The sequence below is a fragment of the Campylobacter sp. CFSAN093224 genome (assembly GCF_012897395.1).
Lineage (GTDB): Bacteria > Campylobacterota > Campylobacteria > Campylobacterales > Campylobacteraceae > Campylobacter_D > Campylobacter_D jejuni.
Genome location: NZ_CP040607.1, coordinates 715,650 through 731,955, shown reverse-complemented (window position 1 = coordinate 731,955; position 16,306 = coordinate 715,650). Strand labels below are relative to the sequence as shown.

At 31.4% G+C, this 16,306-nt stretch carries 17 protein-coding genes and 1 pseudogene; 15 read left to right on the top strand and 3 right to left on the bottom strand.

Annotated elements, in window-relative coordinates; all coding sequences use genetic code 11:
* Window positions 1-3: 3 nt before the first annotated feature.
* The 14 genes from FBF11_RS03805 (at window position 4) to FBF11_RS03740 (ending at window position 12,701) form a co-directional block, all read left to right on the top strand.
* The gene (locus tag FBF11_RS03805; RefSeq protein WP_002852619.1) at window positions 4-1,014 is read left to right on the top strand and encodes a methionine ABC transporter ATP-binding protein; all 1,011 of its coding nucleotides are present in this window, start codon (window positions 4-6) and stop codon (window positions 1,012-1,014) included.
* Window positions 1,011-1,922, top strand: a complete 912-nt coding sequence (locus tag FBF11_RS03800) for a methionine ABC transporter permease (protein ID WP_002852518.1) — start codon at window positions 1,011-1,013, stop codon at window positions 1,920-1,922. Before FBF11_RS03805 ends, FBF11_RS03800 begins: the two co-directional genes overlap by 4 nt.
* A 189-nt stretch (window positions 1,923-2,111) precedes the next feature.
* A complete protein-coding gene (locus FBF11_RS03795) occupies window positions 2,112-2,885 on the top strand; it encodes a MetQ/NlpA family ABC transporter substrate-binding protein (RefSeq protein ID WP_002852410.1) in 774 nt (257 codons plus the stop codon).
* Between the two features lie 48 nt (window positions 2,886-2,933).
* Window positions 2,934-3,704, top strand: a complete 771-nt coding sequence (locus tag FBF11_RS03790) for a MetQ/NlpA family ABC transporter substrate-binding protein (RefSeq protein WP_019260235.1) — start codon at window positions 2,934-2,936, stop codon at window positions 3,702-3,704.
* Between the two features lie 9 nt (window positions 3,705-3,713).
* Window positions 3,714-4,490 carry a MetQ/NlpA family ABC transporter substrate-binding protein gene (locus FBF11_RS03785; protein WP_002852406.1) on the top strand — a complete coding sequence of 259 codons (777 nt, stop codon included), beginning with the start codon at window positions 3,714-3,716 and terminating at the stop codon, window positions 4,488-4,490.
* Between the two features lie 83 nt (window positions 4,491-4,573).
* The gene (gene flgA, locus FBF11_RS03780; protein ID WP_002852578.1) at window positions 4,574-5,236 is read left to right on the top strand and encodes a flagellar basal body P-ring formation chaperone FlgA; all 663 of its coding nucleotides are present in this window, start codon (window positions 4,574-4,576) and stop codon (window positions 5,234-5,236) included.
* Window positions 5,233-5,796 (top strand): UbiX family flavin prenyltransferase, encoded by a 564-nt coding sequence (locus tag FBF11_RS03775; RefSeq protein WP_002852466.1) that lies wholly within the window; start codon window positions 5,233-5,235, stop codon window positions 5,794-5,796. The genes flgA and FBF11_RS03775 overlap by 4 nt, the downstream gene beginning before the upstream one ends.
* 39 nt (window positions 5,797-5,835) lie before the next feature.
* Window positions 5,836-6,312 carry a pantetheine-phosphate adenylyltransferase gene (gene coaD, locus FBF11_RS03770; RefSeq protein WP_002852633.1) on the top strand — a complete coding sequence of 159 codons (477 nt, stop codon included), beginning with the start codon at window positions 5,836-5,838 and terminating at the stop codon, window positions 6,310-6,312.
* Window positions 6,303-6,881 carry a dTMP kinase gene (gene tmk, locus FBF11_RS03765; RefSeq protein ID WP_002852526.1) on the top strand — a complete coding sequence of 193 codons (579 nt, stop codon included), beginning with the start codon at window positions 6,303-6,305 and terminating at the stop codon, window positions 6,879-6,881. Before coaD ends, tmk begins: the two co-directional genes overlap by 10 nt.
* Window positions 6,878-8,104 (top strand): histidine--tRNA ligase, encoded by a 1,227-nt coding sequence (hisS, locus tag FBF11_RS03760; protein ID WP_002852541.1) that lies wholly within the window; start codon window positions 6,878-6,880, stop codon window positions 8,102-8,104. Before tmk ends, hisS begins: the two co-directional genes overlap by 4 nt.
* Window positions 8,101-9,936, top strand: a complete 1,836-nt coding sequence (gene speA, locus FBF11_RS03755; RefSeq protein WP_010891885.1) for a biosynthetic arginine decarboxylase — start codon at window positions 8,101-8,103, stop codon at window positions 9,934-9,936. Before hisS ends, speA begins: the two co-directional genes overlap by 4 nt.
* A complete protein-coding gene (gene cysE / locus FBF11_RS03750) occupies window positions 9,937-10,575 on the top strand; it encodes a serine O-acetyltransferase (protein WP_002860746.1) in 639 nt (212 codons plus the stop codon).
* A 171-nt stretch (window positions 10,576-10,746) separates the two neighbouring features.
* Entirely contained in the window at window positions 10,747-11,916 is a 1,170-nt protein-coding gene (locus tag FBF11_RS03745; protein ID WP_002897405.1) for a pyridoxal phosphate-dependent aminotransferase, read from the top strand.
* A gap of 5 nt (window positions 11,917-11,921) precedes the next feature.
* Complete coding sequence (locus FBF11_RS03740) at window positions 11,922-12,701, top strand: FkbM family methyltransferase (RefSeq protein ID WP_041160083.1); 780 nt, start codon at window positions 11,922-11,924, stop codon at window positions 12,699-12,701.
* 30 nt (window positions 12,702-12,731) lie between these two features.
* Here FBF11_RS03740 and FBF11_RS03735 read toward each other — a convergent pair whose 3' ends face one another.
* Together FBF11_RS03735 and FBF11_RS03730 are read right to left on the bottom strand one after the other, a co-directional pair.
* Window positions 12,732-13,073, bottom strand: a complete 342-nt coding sequence (locus FBF11_RS03735; RefSeq protein ID WP_002868516.1) for a cupin domain-containing protein — start codon at window positions 13,071-13,073, stop codon at window positions 12,732-12,734.
* A 69-nt stretch (window positions 13,074-13,142) separates the two neighbouring features.
* Window positions 13,143-14,165, bottom strand: coding sequence for an MBL fold metallo-hydrolase (locus tag FBF11_RS03730; RefSeq protein ID WP_002897400.1), 1,023 nt, complete (start codon window positions 14,163-14,165; stop codon window positions 13,143-13,145).
* 104 nt (window positions 14,166-14,269) lie between these two features.
* Here FBF11_RS03730 and FBF11_RS08640 point away from each other — a divergent pair.
* Window positions 14,270-14,379, top strand: a pseudogene (locus FBF11_RS08640) (flagellar basal body protein FliL); the annotation flags it as partial.
* 45 nt (window positions 14,380-14,424) lie between these two features.
* Here FBF11_RS08640 and dnaK read toward each other — a convergent pair.
* On the bottom strand, window positions 14,425-16,296 hold the full coding sequence (dnaK, locus tag FBF11_RS03725) for a molecular chaperone DnaK (protein ID WP_168977457.1): 1,872 nt from the start codon (window positions 16,294-16,296) through the stop codon (window positions 14,425-14,427).
* Window positions 16,297-16,306 lie beyond the last annotated feature (10 nt).

Sequence of the window (16,306 nt, the reverse complement as noted above, 5' to 3'; positions counted from 1 at the left end):
AATTTGATAAAAATAAAAAATTTAAAAAAATATTATGGCAAGGAACTCGTGATAAACGATGTTTCTTTGGAGATTAAAAAGGGTGAAATTTACGCCATAGTAGGTCATAGTGGAGCTGGAAAATCCACTCTTTTAAGATGTATTAATGGACTTGAGAATTATCAAGAAGGAAGTTTAAAAGTCTTTGATCAAGAAATTAAAGATTTAAGTCAAAAAAAATCAAAAGAGTTAAGAATGCTTAGAAAAGATATAGGGATGATTTTTCAAAATTTTGCCCTAATGGAGCGCAAAAATGTATTTGAAAATGTTGCTATGCCTTTAAGAACACACTATACTCAGTGTAAATTTCATGCCAAGCTTTTTAATAAAGAATACATGAGCGAAAAAGAAATTGCCCAAAAAGTCAATTCCTTACTTGAAATCGTAGGGCTTGATCATAAAAACAAATCCTACCCAAGAGAACTGAGCGGAGGGCAAAAACAACGCGTTGCTATTGCTAGAGCCTTAGCTTTAAACCCAAAAATTTTACTTAGTGACGAAGCTACTTCGGCTCTTGATCCAAACACTACAAAAAATATTTTAGAGCTTATATCTAAAATCAATGCTGAATTTGGGATTACTGTTGTTTTAGTAACTCACGAAATGGATGTGGTAAAAGACATAGCTCAAAAAGCTTTATTACTTGAACATGGACAAATCATAGGAAGTGGAGCAATTGATGAGCTTTTTTTAAGGCCTAATGCCAAAATGAAAGAATTTTTAGGAGAAAGCGACTTCTTGCCTGAGCACGGACTTAATATCAAACTTTACTTTCCAAAAGAAGTTGCCCAAAATAGCGTCATCACTCATATGGCAAGAACTCTAAATATAGACTTTAACATAGTTTGGGGTAAAATAGAAAAACTGAATGGAAAAGCCTTGGGAAATTTAGTTATAAATATAAATGAAAAGGATAAAGACAAGGTTCTTGATTACATAGAAAAAAGTGGAGTATTATGGGAGGTGGCATCATGAATGAAGAAAACATCTCTATTGTCAGTGCTTTTTTTAGTAGAATTTCTCAATTTTTTAATGAATTTTCTTGGCAGGATATTAAAGAAGTGAGTTTAAGTTCTATCACGAGTTTCAATGAAAATTATGAAAACATTTTAAAACCTGCACTTAATGAAACAATTTATATGAGTTTAATGGCTGTACTATTTGGATTTTTATTGGCTATCATTCCTGGAATTTTACTTGCTATTTGGGATAAAAATGGAATTAAAGAAAATAAAATCGCTTATAGTATTTTAGATTTTATTACCAATATATTACGCGCCTTTCCATTTTTAATTCTTATAGTTGTTCTTTTACCACTTTCTAAAATCATAGTAGGCACAAGCATAGGTACAAATGCTGCCATAGTTCCTTTAGCTATCGGAATAGCTCCTTATTTGGCAAAGATGCTTGAAAGCGCTTTTAAAGAAATAGACAAAGGAATTATAGAAGCAGCAAAAAGTTATGGTGCTAGCAATATTCAAATTATCTTCAAGGTTATCTTTAGTGAAGCCCTTCCTGCTATAATTAGCGGAATTACCCTAACTTTGATCTTTACCATTGGTTTTTCTGCTCTTGCTGGAACTGTCGGTGGTGGAGGATTAGGAGATGTAGCTATTCGCTATGGTTATGAAAGATTTAACAAAGAAGTTATGATTCAAACTGTAGTTATTTTACTTATATTAGTTCAATTAGTTCAAATTCTAGGTAATTTATTTTATACTTGGGCTAAAAATAGTAAAACTACATATATCATTGCCACTCTATTGATTTTACTTGGAGTTAGTATAGTTATCAATATAAACAATGATGAAAATTTCTTTTGGCAAGTAATTGTTTTTATCTTATTTTTAGGAAGTTTGCTTTATAAAGGTTTCAAAAAATAAGGAGATTATATCTCCTTTTAAGATAAATATAAGTTTTTTTAAGTAAAATTTAAAAAAAATTAAAGGAATTAAAATGATGTATCAGATGCGTTAATCTGACTATCAACAAGTTTTTATATGCTTCTTCCTGATAGTCAGAGTGAATTTATTAAGATTAAAGCAAGCACAAAATGACTAAAAAGGAAAAAAATGAAAATCAAATCTTTATTTATAGCAAGTATTTTAACATTAAGTCTTAATGCAAATGCATTAGAAACCATCACAGTTGCAGCAACTCCCGTCCCTCATGCTGAAATCCTAGAACAAGTAAAACCTGATTTAGAAAAACAAGGCTATAAACTTGAAATCAAAGAATTTACGGATTATGTTTTGCCTAATCTAGCTGTTGATAACGGAGAAGCCGATGCAAATTTTTTCCAACATACTCCTTATTTGGAAGAATTTAATAAAAACAAAGGCACCAAACTTATCAAAGTAGCTGCCATACACATAGAACCTATGGCTGTTTACTCCAAAAAATACAAAAGTCTAGATGATATTAAAGAAGGGGTTAAAATCGCCATTCCAAATGATCCAACCAATGAAAGTAGAGCTTTAGATATTATTGCAAAAAAAGGTTTGGTAAAATTTAAAGATAAGGCTTTAAAAACACCTCTTGATATTATAGACAATCCTAAAAAAATTAAATTTGTAGAATTAAAGCCCGCACAACTTCCAAGAGCTTTGAATGATGTTGATTTTGCTGTAATTAATTCCAACTACGCTCTCTCTGCAAATCTAAATCCTGCAAAAGATAGCGTATTTATCGAAGATAAAGAAAGCCCGTATGCAAACATTCTTGTTGTAAGAGTGGGACATGAAAACGATCCAAAAATCAAAGCCTTAATCCAAGCTCTACAAAGTGATAAAATCAAACAATTTATCATAGAAAAATACAACGGATCTGTTTTACCTGCTTTTTAATTTTGTCCCTTACCTAGGGACTTTTTTCTTAAGTACAAAGGAGTTTTTATGAATTTATTTAAAATTATTATACTCGCTTGCATTCTAAATTTATCTAGCCTATTTGCACAAAACATTACTATAGGAGCCACTCCAAATCCTTTTGGTAGCTTACTAGAACTAATGAAAGATGATTTTAAAAACAAAGGGTATGATCTTAAAATAGTAGAATTTTCAGACTATATTTTGCCCAATCGTGCATTAGAGGAAAAAGAACTTGATGCAAATTTATATCAACACAAACCTTTTTTAGAAGAATACAACCTAAAAAAAGGTTCAAATTTAATTGCAACAACGCCTGTACTTATAGCTCCAGTAGGAGTTTATAGTAAAAAAATCAAAAATTTAGAAAATCTTAAAGAAGGTGCTAGAGTTGCTATACCTAATGATGCGACCAATGAAAGCAGAGCTTTAGAGCTTTTAGAGAAAGCAAAATTAATAGAGCTTAACAAAAATACTCTAAAAACCCCATTGGACATAAACAAAAATCCAAAAAAACTTAAATTTATAGAACTTAAAGCCGCACAACTTCCAAGAGCTTTAGATGATGTTGATATTGCTATAATTAATTCTAATTTCGCACTTGGAGCCGGTCTGAATCCAAGTAAAGATACTATTTTTAGGGAAGATAAAAATAGCCCTTATGTAAATTATGTTGTGGTACGCTCAGAAGGTAAAAATAGCGAAAAAACCAAAGTAATTGATGAAATTTTAAGAAGCGATAAATTTAAAGCCATCATTAATGAACATTATAAAGATATATTAATCCCAGCTTTTTAGGAGTATAATATGAATATTAAAAAAATATTTTTAAGTGTTTTATTTACAATTAGCCTTAGTTTTGGGGCAGATAAAACCATAATCATAGGTGCAACACCAACGCCTTATGCTGAAATTTTAAATTTCTCTAAACCCTTATTTCAAGAAAAAGGTTGGAAGTTAATAGTTAAGGAATTTAATGACTATAATATACCTAACATCGCTTTAAATGAAAAAGATTTAGATGCAAATTTATATCAGCATAAACCTTTTTTAGATGATTTTAATACCCACAAAGGAACAAAATTAAGTTCTTTAGGTGCTATTGTTTTAGTTCCTATGGCTATATATTCTAACTCCATAAAAGATATAAAAGACATTCCTAATGGTGCTAAAATCGCTATACCTAATGATGCTACCAATGAAAGCAGAGCTCTTGATTTACTAGCTAAAGCAAATTTAATAGAGTTTAAAAGTCAAAGCACCCTTAAAACCCCTATTGACATAAGTAAAAATCCAAAAAAACTTAAATTTATAGAGCTTAAAGCCGCACAACTTCCAAGAGCCCTAAATGATACTGATTTGGCTATTATTACCACAAACTATGCTCTTGGAGCAGGCTTAAACCCTTTAAAAGATGGTATTTTTATGGAAGATAAAGATAGTTTATATGCTATTGTTTTAGCTACAAGAAAAGGTGAAGAAACAAGTCAAAAAAGTCTTGTTATTAAAGAAATTTTAACAAGCGATAAAATTAAAAATTTTATCATAGAAAAATACAAAGGCTCTGTTATCCCTACTTTTTAACTCTATACAAAGCCTTCTAAAGGCTTTGTTAAACTTATAAAAGCTAAAATACTATTTATTGCATTATAATTCTTAGGATAAAAATGAAAATTATTTTTTTAACTTTTTTTATTGTGATAAATTATATCCAAGCAGCTAGTTTAGAAGAAATCAAAACAGCACTAGCTAAAGAATTTAGAAATAATTTTCCTAAAATTATAATTTCTCAAATTGATTTAAAAATAACATCATTGCCTAAAGATTTTGATCAATATGAATTTCTAAGAATCGCTAATGGGCGTTTTAATCAAGCACAAGGCTTTTTAAGGGCTGAATTTAAAACTCCGCAAAATATACAAAAAAATGTATTTTTTAGATATTTCATTCAAGCAAATTTAGAAGTTTTAAAAAGCGAACGCGCTATAAAAAGAGGAGATAAACTTGGAGCTTTTGACTATAAAAGCGTATTGATTGATTTTGATAAAGTTCCTTTAAATGCCTTAACCTTAGATGATGTAGATAATCTTGTAGCTAAAAGCAATATTAACAAAAACGCCATTTTAAGAGCAAATATGTTTAAAACCACAGCTTTAATACGCCGAAATGATCCTATAATCGGGGTTTTAAGCGAAGCAAATGTTGATGTTTTAATCGAACTTGTGGCTTTGCAAAGTGCAAATATGGGCGAAAGGATTCGTGCAAAAAACAAAGAAGGTAAAGTTATGCAAGGTATCGTAGTGGGTAAAAATAGGATGATTATACAATGAAGGTTTTATTAGGAATTTCTGGTTCAAGCAGTGTCAATTTAGGCTTAAAATTATTAAAAAATTTAGAAAATCAATGCGAACTTTATTGTATTTTAACCCAAGGTGCAAAACTTAACTTCAAAACTGAAAATCAAGCAAATTTAGAAGAAATTTGTCAAGAAAATTTTAAATACACTCATTTTTTAGATGATAAAAATTTAAGTCTAAGTGTAGCAAGTGGATCTTTTGGAATAGAAAAAACCATCATTGCTCCTTGTTCAATTTCAAGTTTAGCAAAAATTCACGCTGGTTTTGCAGACACTCTTTTAATGCGTGCTGCAGCAGTAGCCCTAAAAGAAAGAAAAAAACTCATCTTAGGGGTACGTGAAATGCCTTTTTCTACTTTAAATTTAGAACATATGTTAAAACTTAGCCAAATGGGAGTTATCATCGCCCCTCCTATTATCGCAAGCTATTCTAAAGCAAACAATCTAGAGCAAATGGAAAATTTTATCGCAGGTAAATGGTTAGATCTTTTAGAAATAAAACACAATTTATATGAAAAATGGCAAAATTTTTAGTTTAAATTTGTTATATTTTTAAAAAAAATTGGAGCAAAAATGACTTGTTTATATCCTGGGACTTTTGATCCTATTACCAACGGGCATTTAGATGTTATAAAACGGGCTTTAAAAATTTTTGATGAAGTCATCGTTGCCATAGCAAAAAGTGAACATAAAAAACCTTGCTATGATTTAGAAAAACGCAAAGAACTAGCCCTGCTCGCAACACAAAATTTAAAAAATGTTAAAATCATTGCTTTTGATAATTTACTTGTAGATTTAGCCAAAGAATTAAAAGTTAATACTATAATCCGTGGACTTAGAGCAGTGAGTGATTTTGAATACGAATTGCAAATTGGCTATGCAAATCACGCACTTTGGGAAGATATGGAAACCATTTATCTTATGCCAAGTCTAAAACATGCTTTTATTTCAAGTTCTATTGTGCGTTCTATAGTAGCACATGGGGGTGATGTAAGTTCTCTTGTTCCAAAAGAAATTCTACCTTTTTTAAAGGATCAATCTTGTATGTAGTTTTTGAAGGTATTGACTGCGTAGGAAAAAGTACGCAAATTTCACTTTTAAAAGAAATTTATAAAGACGCCATTTTCACACTCGAACCTGGCGGAACAGAACTTGGAAAACATTTAAGAGAAATTTTACTTAATAAAACTCATCCTATTAACAAAAGAGCTGAACTCTTGCTTTTTTTAGCTGATCGTGCTCAACATTTTGAAGAAATCTTAAAAACCAATCAAAACAAACTCATTATTAGCGATAGAAGTTTTATTTCAGGCATGGCTTATGCCAAAGATTTTGAAAACGATTTGCTTTTTGCTTTAAATAGTTTTGCTTTAGAAAATTTTTTTCCACAAAAAATTATCTTTTTAAAAGGAGATGCAAACCTTATCCAAGAACGCCTCAGTCAAAAAGAACTAGATAGTATAGAAAAACGTGGCATTGAGTATTTTTTAAGCGTGCAAGATAAACTCGAAAAAGTGCTTCATTTTTTAAAAGAAAAAATTTCTGTAGAAATTTTAACACTTGACGCAAAAGAAAGTAAAGAAAAATTACACCAACAAATAAAGGAATTTTTACAATGATTAACGCTTTAAAAGGAATGAAAGATTTATTAGATAAAGATGCATATTATTATGAAAAAGTGATTAAAATCTGCGAAGAAGTAGCTAAAAACTATGGCTTTACTTTTATCAATACACCGCATTTAGAACTTTGCACCCTTTTTAAAAGAAGCGTAGGAGAAAGTTCTGATATAGTAGGTAAAGAAATGTATGAATTTATCGATAAAGGCGAAAATCATGTTTGCATGCGTCCTGAAGGAACTGCTGGGGTGGTGCGTGCCTATATAGAAAAAAAACTCGATAAAAACACTAGTGTGAAAAGATGGTTTTATTATGGTTCTATGTTTCGTTATGAAAGACCTCAAAAGGGTCGCTTAAGAGAATTTCATCAATTTGGAGTTGAAAGCCTTGGCATACCTAATGTTTATGAAGATGCAAGCATTATTTTAATGCTAGTAGAAATTTTCTCACGCCTTGGTATTGATTTTAAACTTCAACTTAATTCTTTAGGCTGCTCACAATGCTTGCCAAAATACCGCGATAGGCTCGTTGAATTCTTAGATTCCAAAGAAGGTTTTTGTGAAGATTGTTTGCGTAGAAAAAATTTAAATCCTATTCGTGTCTTAGATTGTAAAAATGAGCATTGTCAAAATTTGCTTGAAAATGCTCCGCTTTTGATCAATAATTTATGCACCTCTTGCCAAAAAGACTTTGAAACACTGCAACAAATTTTAAAGGATAATGGAGTTAAATTTGAGTTAGATTCAAAACTTGTGAGGGGTTTGGATTATTATTCTAAAACGGCTTTTGAATTTATAAGCGATGAAATAGGAGCAAAGGCTGCTATCGCAGGTGGAGGACGCTACGATAGACTTATAGAGTATTTAGGTGGAAAAAGTGGCTATGGTATAGGTTTTGCCATGGGTATAGAAAGAATTATAACTATTTTAGAACAAAAAGAAGAAAAGATTCAAAGAGAAGGAATTTATCTTTGTGCTATGGATGAAATTTATATCCAAAAACTTTTGCATATCGCTACAAATTTAAGAAAAGAATATAAAGTACTTTTAAGCTATGAAGCAAGAAAACTAGCCAAACATCTTGAAAACGCGGATAAAAATAATACTGAAATTTTTCTTTGCATGGGAGAAAATGAAGCACAAAATGAAAGTTTGTTTTATAAAAATTTAGCAAAAAAAGAAGAAAAAATGATTAAAATTTCAGACTTAAAGAAGGTTTTATGATGGATTATGGTATTGATATTTGGGGAAATGAAAATTTCATTATCAAAAATGGTAAAGTTTGTATCAATTACGAGAAAAAACCTGCTATTATTGATATAGTTAAAGAATTAAGAGATGATGGATACAAGGGGCCTTTACTTTTAAGATTTCCTCATCTTATCCAAAAACAAATTGAAAATATTTACGGAAATTTCAATAAAGCAAGAAAGGAATTTGGCTATAAAGGAGGATTTAACGCTGTTTATCCTTTAAAGGTCAATCAATACCCTGGTTTTGTAAAAAATCTTGTAAAACTTGGAAAAGACTATAACTATGGACTTGAAGCAGGTTCTAAGGCAGAGCTTTTACTCGCTATGGCTTATAATAACGAAGGCGCACCTATTACCGTAAATGGCTTTAAAGATAGAGAACTTATCAACATAGGCTTTATTGCAGCTGAAATGGGACATAATATCACTTTAACCATAGAAGGACTTAATGAACTTGAAGCTATCATAGACATAGCTAAAGAACGCTTTAAACCTAAACCAAATATAGGCTTACGTGTACGTTTGCATTCTGCTGGAGTTGGAATTTGGGCAAAAAGCGGTGGGATTAATTCTAAATTTGGACTTACATCCACTGAACTCATAGAAGCGGTAAATTTACTCAAAGAAAACAAACTTTTAGAACAATTTACCATGATTCACTTTCATCTAGGCTCACAAATTACCGAAATTCACCCCTTGAAAAAAGCCTTAAATGAAGCAGGAAATATCTATACAGAACTTAGAAAAATGGGAGCTAAAAATCTAAAAGCTATTAATCTTGGTGGCGGTTTAGCTGTGGAATACTCACAATTTAAAAATGAAAAAAGTAGAAATTACACCCTAAGAGAATACGCTAACGATGTAGTTTTTATCCTAAAAAACATAGCCGAACAAAAAAAAGATTTAGAGCCTGATATTTTCATAGAAAGTGGACGTTTTGTAGCAGCTAATCACGCTGTTTTAATCGCTCCTGTATTAGAACTTTTTTCTCAAGAATACGCAGAAAACAAACTCATACTTAAAAAACAAAATCCAAAACTTATCGATGAGCTTTATGATCTTTATAAAAGTATAAAACCTTCCAATGCTTTAGAATACTTGCACGATAGCATAGATCATTTAGAGAGTATTTTAACTCTTTTTGATTTGGGCTATGTGGATTTACAAGATCGTTCCAATGCTGAAATTTTAACTCATTTGATTACAAAAAAAGCCATCTTGCTTTTAGGCGATAAGCAAAATCCTGCGGATTTACTTGCCATACAAGATGAAGTGCAAGAAAGGTATTTGGTAAATTTTTCGCTCTTTCAAAGCATGCCTGATTTTTGGGGTTTAGAACAGAATTTCCCCATCATGCCACTTGATCGCTTAGATGAAGAACCGACACGAAGTGCAAGTATTTGGGATATAACCTGCGATAGCGATGGAGAAATTTCATACTCTAAAGATAAACCTTTATTTTTGCACGATGTAGATGTAGAAAAAGAAAATTATTTTCTAGGGTTTTTTCTTGTAGGTGCCTATCAAGAAGTACTTGGAATGAAACACAATCTTTTTACTCATCCTACTGAAGCTATTATAAGCATCAATGAAAAAGGCTATGAAGTCGAGGGGATTATAGAAGCGCAATCCATACTTGATACCTTAGAAGATTTAGACTATGATATACACGCTATCATGGATATACTTAATGAACGCATAAGTAATTCTAAGCTTGTAAATGATAAGCAAAAAAAGCATATTTTAGGCGAACTTTATCTTTTCTTAAATGATAATGGTTATTTAAAAAGCATAGGAGTTTAGATGAATTTTTGGGGTATTATAAAAGAAGATTTTTCTCAGCCAAAGGCACAAGATCCAGCTTTTAATTCTTGTATAGAACTTTTTTTTAATTACCCTGGAGTATGGGCTGTAGTAAATTACCGCTTTGCACATTTTTTTTACATAAGAAATTTTAAACGCATTGCTAGAATGATTAGCGGAATTTCACAATTCTTAACTGGGGTAGATTTGCACCCTGGAGCAGAACTTGGAAGGCGTATTTTTATAGATCATGCCAATGGAGTGGTTATAGGTCAAACAGCAATTATAGAAGATGATGTTTTAATTTATCAAGGCGTTACTTTAGGTGGAACAAGCCTTGAAAAAGGTACTAAACGCCATCCAACTATAAAAAAAGGAGTGATCATAGGCTCAGGCGCAAAAGTACTTGGCAATATCACCATAGGAGAAAATGCCAAAATAGGCTCAAATGCTGTAGTGGTTAAAGATGTAGGTGCAAATTTAACTGCCGTTGGAATTCCTGCTTATATTATCGAAGAGCGTAAAAATAAAAATATTAGAGCCATAGATGCAAATTGCGATGACAAACTAGAAAAGTTAGAAAAGAAAATTTTAGAACTTGAAAATCTTATATTAAAACAACCTGAATCACAAAAATAATAATTTTTTATAATACATAAAATTATATGTATTATTATGCGTATTAATTTTTCCTAAAAATTAATACAAATTTTCACATTTATTGAAATTTATAACTCATTTTTAAATTAAATTTATTGTAAAAATGCAATTTTCTGCTAAAATTAAACAAAAATTATTAAGGATTGAAAAATGCTTACAAAAAGATCTCAAGTTTTAGAAGAATCTATCACTTTAGCTATCACTGCACTTGCCAATGAACTTAAAGCCAAAGGCGAGGATATCATTAGTTTTTCAGCGGGTGAACCTGATTTTGACACACCACAAACCATCAAAAATGCCGCTATAAGTGCTATTGAAAAAGGATGTGGAAAATACACTGCTGTTGCAGGAATTCCTGAAGTATTAAAAGCTATTCAAACCAAATTTAAAAAAGATAATAATCTTGATTATGAAACAAATGAAATCATCACCAATGTAGGCGCAAAACACTCTCTTTTTGAATGTATAGAATGCTTAGTAGAAAAAGATGATGAAGTGATTATCCCTAGTCCTTACTGGGTAAGCTATCCTGAAATGGTAAAATTTGCAGGTGGAAAACCTGTATTTATAGAAGGCTTAGAAGAAAATGGCTTTAAAATTACCGCTGAACAATTAAAAAAAGCTATCACAGCTAAAACCAAAGTTTTGATGCTAAATTCTCCTTCAAATCCTGTGGGATCGATTTATTCTAAAGAAGAATTAACTCAAATTGCTAAAGTTTTAGAAGGAACGCAAATTACTGTTTTAAGTGATGAAATGTATGAAAAACTTCGCTATGATGGTTTTGATTTTGTAGCTTTTGCAAGTGTAAGCGAAGATGCTTTAAAACGTACTGTGACCATTAACGGACTTAGCAAATGTGGAGCTATGCCAGGATGGCGTTTTGGCTATATGGCAAGCAAAAATAAAGCCCTAATTTCAGCCGTTAAAAGACTTCAAGGACAAAGCACTTCAAATATTTGCTCCATCACTCAACATGCAGCCATTCCTGCTTTAAATGGAGAATGTGATGAAGATATAGAAAAAATGCGTCAAGCTTTTGAAAAACGCCGTAACTTAGCCTTAGATATGCTTAAACAAATCCCAAAGATCAGTATTTATAAACCAGAAGGTGCTTTTTATCTTTTTGTAAATATACAAAAAATAGAAAAAGATTCTATGAAATTTTGCCAAAAATTACTTGAACAAGAAAAAGTTGCCGTTGTTCCAGGTATAGGTTTTGGAATGGATGGATACTTTAGACTTTCTTATGCTATAAGCGATGAATTTATCAAGAAAGGTTTAGAAAGAATAGCTTATTTCATTGCGAATTACAAATAGTTACCATGAAAAGACCTTTACCTTTTATACTTGCAGCCACAAATAATGGAACTATGATTATCAACCATCTAGATAGACATGATACATCCCAAGGAAGTTATGGAGTTGGTTTTCAATTTTTAAACTATGGTAGCTTTGATTCAGAGGAAATTGATCTGTGTGTTAATCTTTTAAAACTACGGAGAAAATACTACGAAGGCTATGTTTTTGCAATAGACTGCGGTGCAAATATTGGTGCTCATACTATTAAGTGGGCTATAGAAATGCATGACTGGGGGGGGGTATTAGCCTTTGAAGCACAAGAGAGACTTTTTTATGCTTTAGCAGGAAATATAGCAATAAACAATTGTTTTAATGCCAGAGCAATACATGCAGCCATTGGAAATCCTGAAAAAAATCAAAACGAACTTGAAATTTTAATCCCTGATTATACCCAAAAAGCTTCTTTTGGAAGTCTAGAATTAAAATCTCAAAACAATAATGAATTTATAGGACAAATACCTCAAAAAAAAGAAAAAGTTCCTTATTTAAAACTTGATAATTTCAATTTTAAAAGATTAGATCTTATTAAAATAGATGTAGAAGGTATGGAACAAGAAGTTATATTAGGATGTTTAAATCATATTAAAACTTTTAAACCCATTTTACAAATTGAAATTATCAAATCAAACATTCAAGATATTATCAATATATTAGAAAATTTAGAATATGAAATTTTTCAATCTGGAATCAATATCTTAGCTATTTACAAAGCAGATCCTGTAATTAATCATTTACGATCTTAACCCATAAGCCTTTAAACAAAAGGCTTATGACTAAGGCTTTTTAAGCACAGCATTTACCCTTTGAATACTATCTGATTTATTTAAACTCAATCTTATTATAGAATTTTCCAATCCACCTAAAGAATGCGCTACATTTGCCTCTAGGCTTATCATATCTAAAGCATTTAATTCAAATTTTTCCTTTTCCACTTCAAACCAAATTTTACCGCTTAAAACTTGAACATGTATAGCAAAAGGGGCTTTATGCTCTTTCATCACGCTATCTTTAGCTAATAAAATTTGAATTTCTTTACCTTTTTCATTATCAATTAAAACATTGATTTTCACTTCTTTTGGGCTAAATTCCGCTCCATTCCATTGAATGATTTTCACAAAATCTCCTTTTTTAGTTTTACAAAACTATAGCAAAAGCCAAAATATAAATTATAAACTTGTGTTAATTTATTCTTCTTTCCACCAAAAATCCTGTTTAAATTTAGCTCCTACTTCATAAGCCTCGCCCATTTTTGGTGTGATAAGGGGTAAATCTAAATTTTCATAAAGAAATTTTACCACCTCATTCCATGCATGAGTTCCTGCTAAAAATCTCCCCCAATGTATAGGCATGACAGCTTTTGTATTAAGATCTTTTGCTTCTTTTAAAATTTGCTCAGGAAAAGAGTGTGAATATGGCCAGGCGATATTAAATTGTCCGCTTTCAAGACAAGCTAAGTCAAAATCTCCAAAATACTCACCTATTTTTTTAAAATGTGTAAAATACCCTCCATCTGCGCTAAAAAACACTCTCTTATCTACACTTAAAAATTCCATCACAAAAGAAGCCCAAAGGGTTTTGTTTTTACCATCTCCCCTGCTTGAACTGTGTTGTGCAGGTGTTGCAATGATTTTTAAATCACCAAATTCTATGCCGCTCCACCAATCAAGCTCTATGATTTTTTTCTCACTCACTCCATAGCTTTTTAGATAATTTCCCACTTTTAAAGGTGTGATAAAAAATCGTGCTTTTTCTTTTAAAGCTTTGACACTCTTAGCATCTAAATGATCAAAATGCGAATGCGTGATAATCACAGCAAAAATTTCATTAAAATCATTTACATTATAAATAGGAGCATTTTTAAAAGCCTTGTTAATAAAAGAAATAGGCGAAGCATGAGTGTTAAAAACAGGATCGATCAAAATTTTATACTCTTTAAAACTTATAAAAAGCGAAGAATGTCCAAGCCAAGTAATATGTGGGGTGCTAAAACCACTCAAATCAGGCTTGAAAAAAGGTAACTTAAAAGAAGGGATGGCATTTTTTGGATAAAGATAATAATACCTCAAAATTTCTTTAAAAGACACTTTAGGAGTTATAAGACTGTGCTCATTTTCATTAAGAAAAATTTCATATTTTTTACCCTGCACTTTTTTAGCTTTTGATCGTTGTGTATTGGAAATATCAAAGGTTTTAAATGATAAATTCAAATTTTTCCTTTTATGTTTATTAAGATTATATCTAAAAAGTTTTTAGATTAATTTTATTTTATTGCTAATTTTTTAGTTTGCTTGCACTAAAATGAATTGTCTGATTTGAATTAGAACTTCAAAAAGAATTGGTTAAAAAATCAATGAAAAATTAGGTAGCAAGCTAATAAAAGAATTATATTTTACAGTTTTTGTCATTTCTTTAAAATTTTAAAAAATTTTCAAGCCTTTTAAAAAGGCTTGAATAGAGATTTTAAGATTACTCAACTTCAGCGTCGATTACATCGTCATCTTTTTTCTTTTTATCATTTGCTGTGTTTGGCTCATCTTTTTTATACATATTTTCGGCTAACTTATGAGAAACTTCACTTAAAGCTTTCATTTTGCTTTCAATCTCTTCTTTGCTTGCATTTTGATTTTTCAAAATCTCACGCAAATCATCAAGAGCTTTTTGAATATTTTCTTTATCAGCAGTGGCAACTTTTTCACCCAACTCACTTAAAGATTTTTCTACTTGATGCGCCAAGCTATCAGCTGCATTTCTAGCATCTACAGCTTCTTTGCGTTTTTTATCTTCTTCTTTGTGAAGTTCAGCATCTTTTACCATGTTATTAATCTCTTCTTCGCTAAGTCCGCTTGAACCTGTGATTTTGATCTCTTGAGCCTTACCTGTTGCTTTATCTTTTGCACTAACAGTTAAAATACCATTTGCATCGATATCAAAAGTAACTTCGATTTGTGGCATACCGCGTGGTGCTGGTGGAATTCCTTCAAGATTAAAATTTCCTAAAGATTTATTATCACGACTAAATTCTCTTTCCCCTTGTAAAACATTGATAGTTACAGCACTTTGATTATCTTCAGCGGTTGAGAAAACTTGCTCTTTTTTAGTTGGAATAGTTGTACCTTTTTCGATAATCTTAGTCATTACCCCGCCTAGAGTTTCTATACCCAAAGAGAGCGGAGTAACATCAAGTAAAAGCACATCTTTTACATCACCTTTTATAACCGCACCTTGAATCGCCGCACCGATAGCCACAACTTCATCAGGATTTACAGACTTATTAAGATCTTTATTAAAGGCTTTTTTCACTTCTTCTTGCACTAAAGGAACACGAGTAGAGCCCCCTACCATAACGATTTCTTTGATCTCATCTTTTTTAAGCCCTGCATCGCTTACTACTTCATTGATTTTAGTGATGGTTTCAGCTACTAAAGAATCAATCATACCTTCAAATTTAGCTCTAGTAAGTTTTTTAACCAAATGTTTTGGCCCACTTGCATCTGCTGTGATAAATGGTAAATTAATTTCAGTTTCATTAGCTGAACTTAATTCTTTTTTAGCATTTTCTGCTGCTTCTTTCAAGCGTTGCAAAGCCATAACATCATTTTTAAGATCTATGCCTGTTTCATCTTTAAATTCATTAGCTAGAAAATCTATAAGTTTATTATCAAAATCATCACCACCTAAGAAAGCGTTACCACCTGTTGCTAAAACTTCTACTACATTATCGCCCGTTTCAAGCACAGTAACGTCAAAAGTTCCCCCACCTAGATCATAAACCACAATTTTTTCACTATCTTTTTTATCAAGTCCGTAAGCTAGAGCTGCTGAAGTAGGCTCGTTGATAATTCTTAATACATTAAGTCCTGCTATCGCTCCCGCTTCTTTTGTCGCTTTTCTTTGTGCATCGTTAAAATAAGCAGGCACAGTAATCACCGCATCAGTAACACTTTCACCCAAAAAAGCTTCTGCATCTTCTTTTAATTTCATCAAAACTTTTGCTGAAATTTCTTGTGGGGTGTAAATTTTACCTGCGATTTCTATTGCGCACGCACCATTTCTTTCGGTGATGTGGTAAGGAAGTCTATTTTTAGCTTCTTTAGCCGCATCTTCATTGATCATTAAACCCATAATTCTTTTGATAGAATAAATGGTTTTTTCAGGGTTAGTTACCGCTTGGCGTTTTGCACTATCGCCTACTAAAACCTCGCCTTTATCTGTAAAAGCTACCACTGAAGGAGTTGTGTTTTTTCCTTCTTTGTTTGGGATTACTTTGCTCTCGCCGCGTTCATACACAGCAACACAAGAATTGGTTGTTCCTAAATCTATACCTATAACTTTACTCATTTTTTATCCT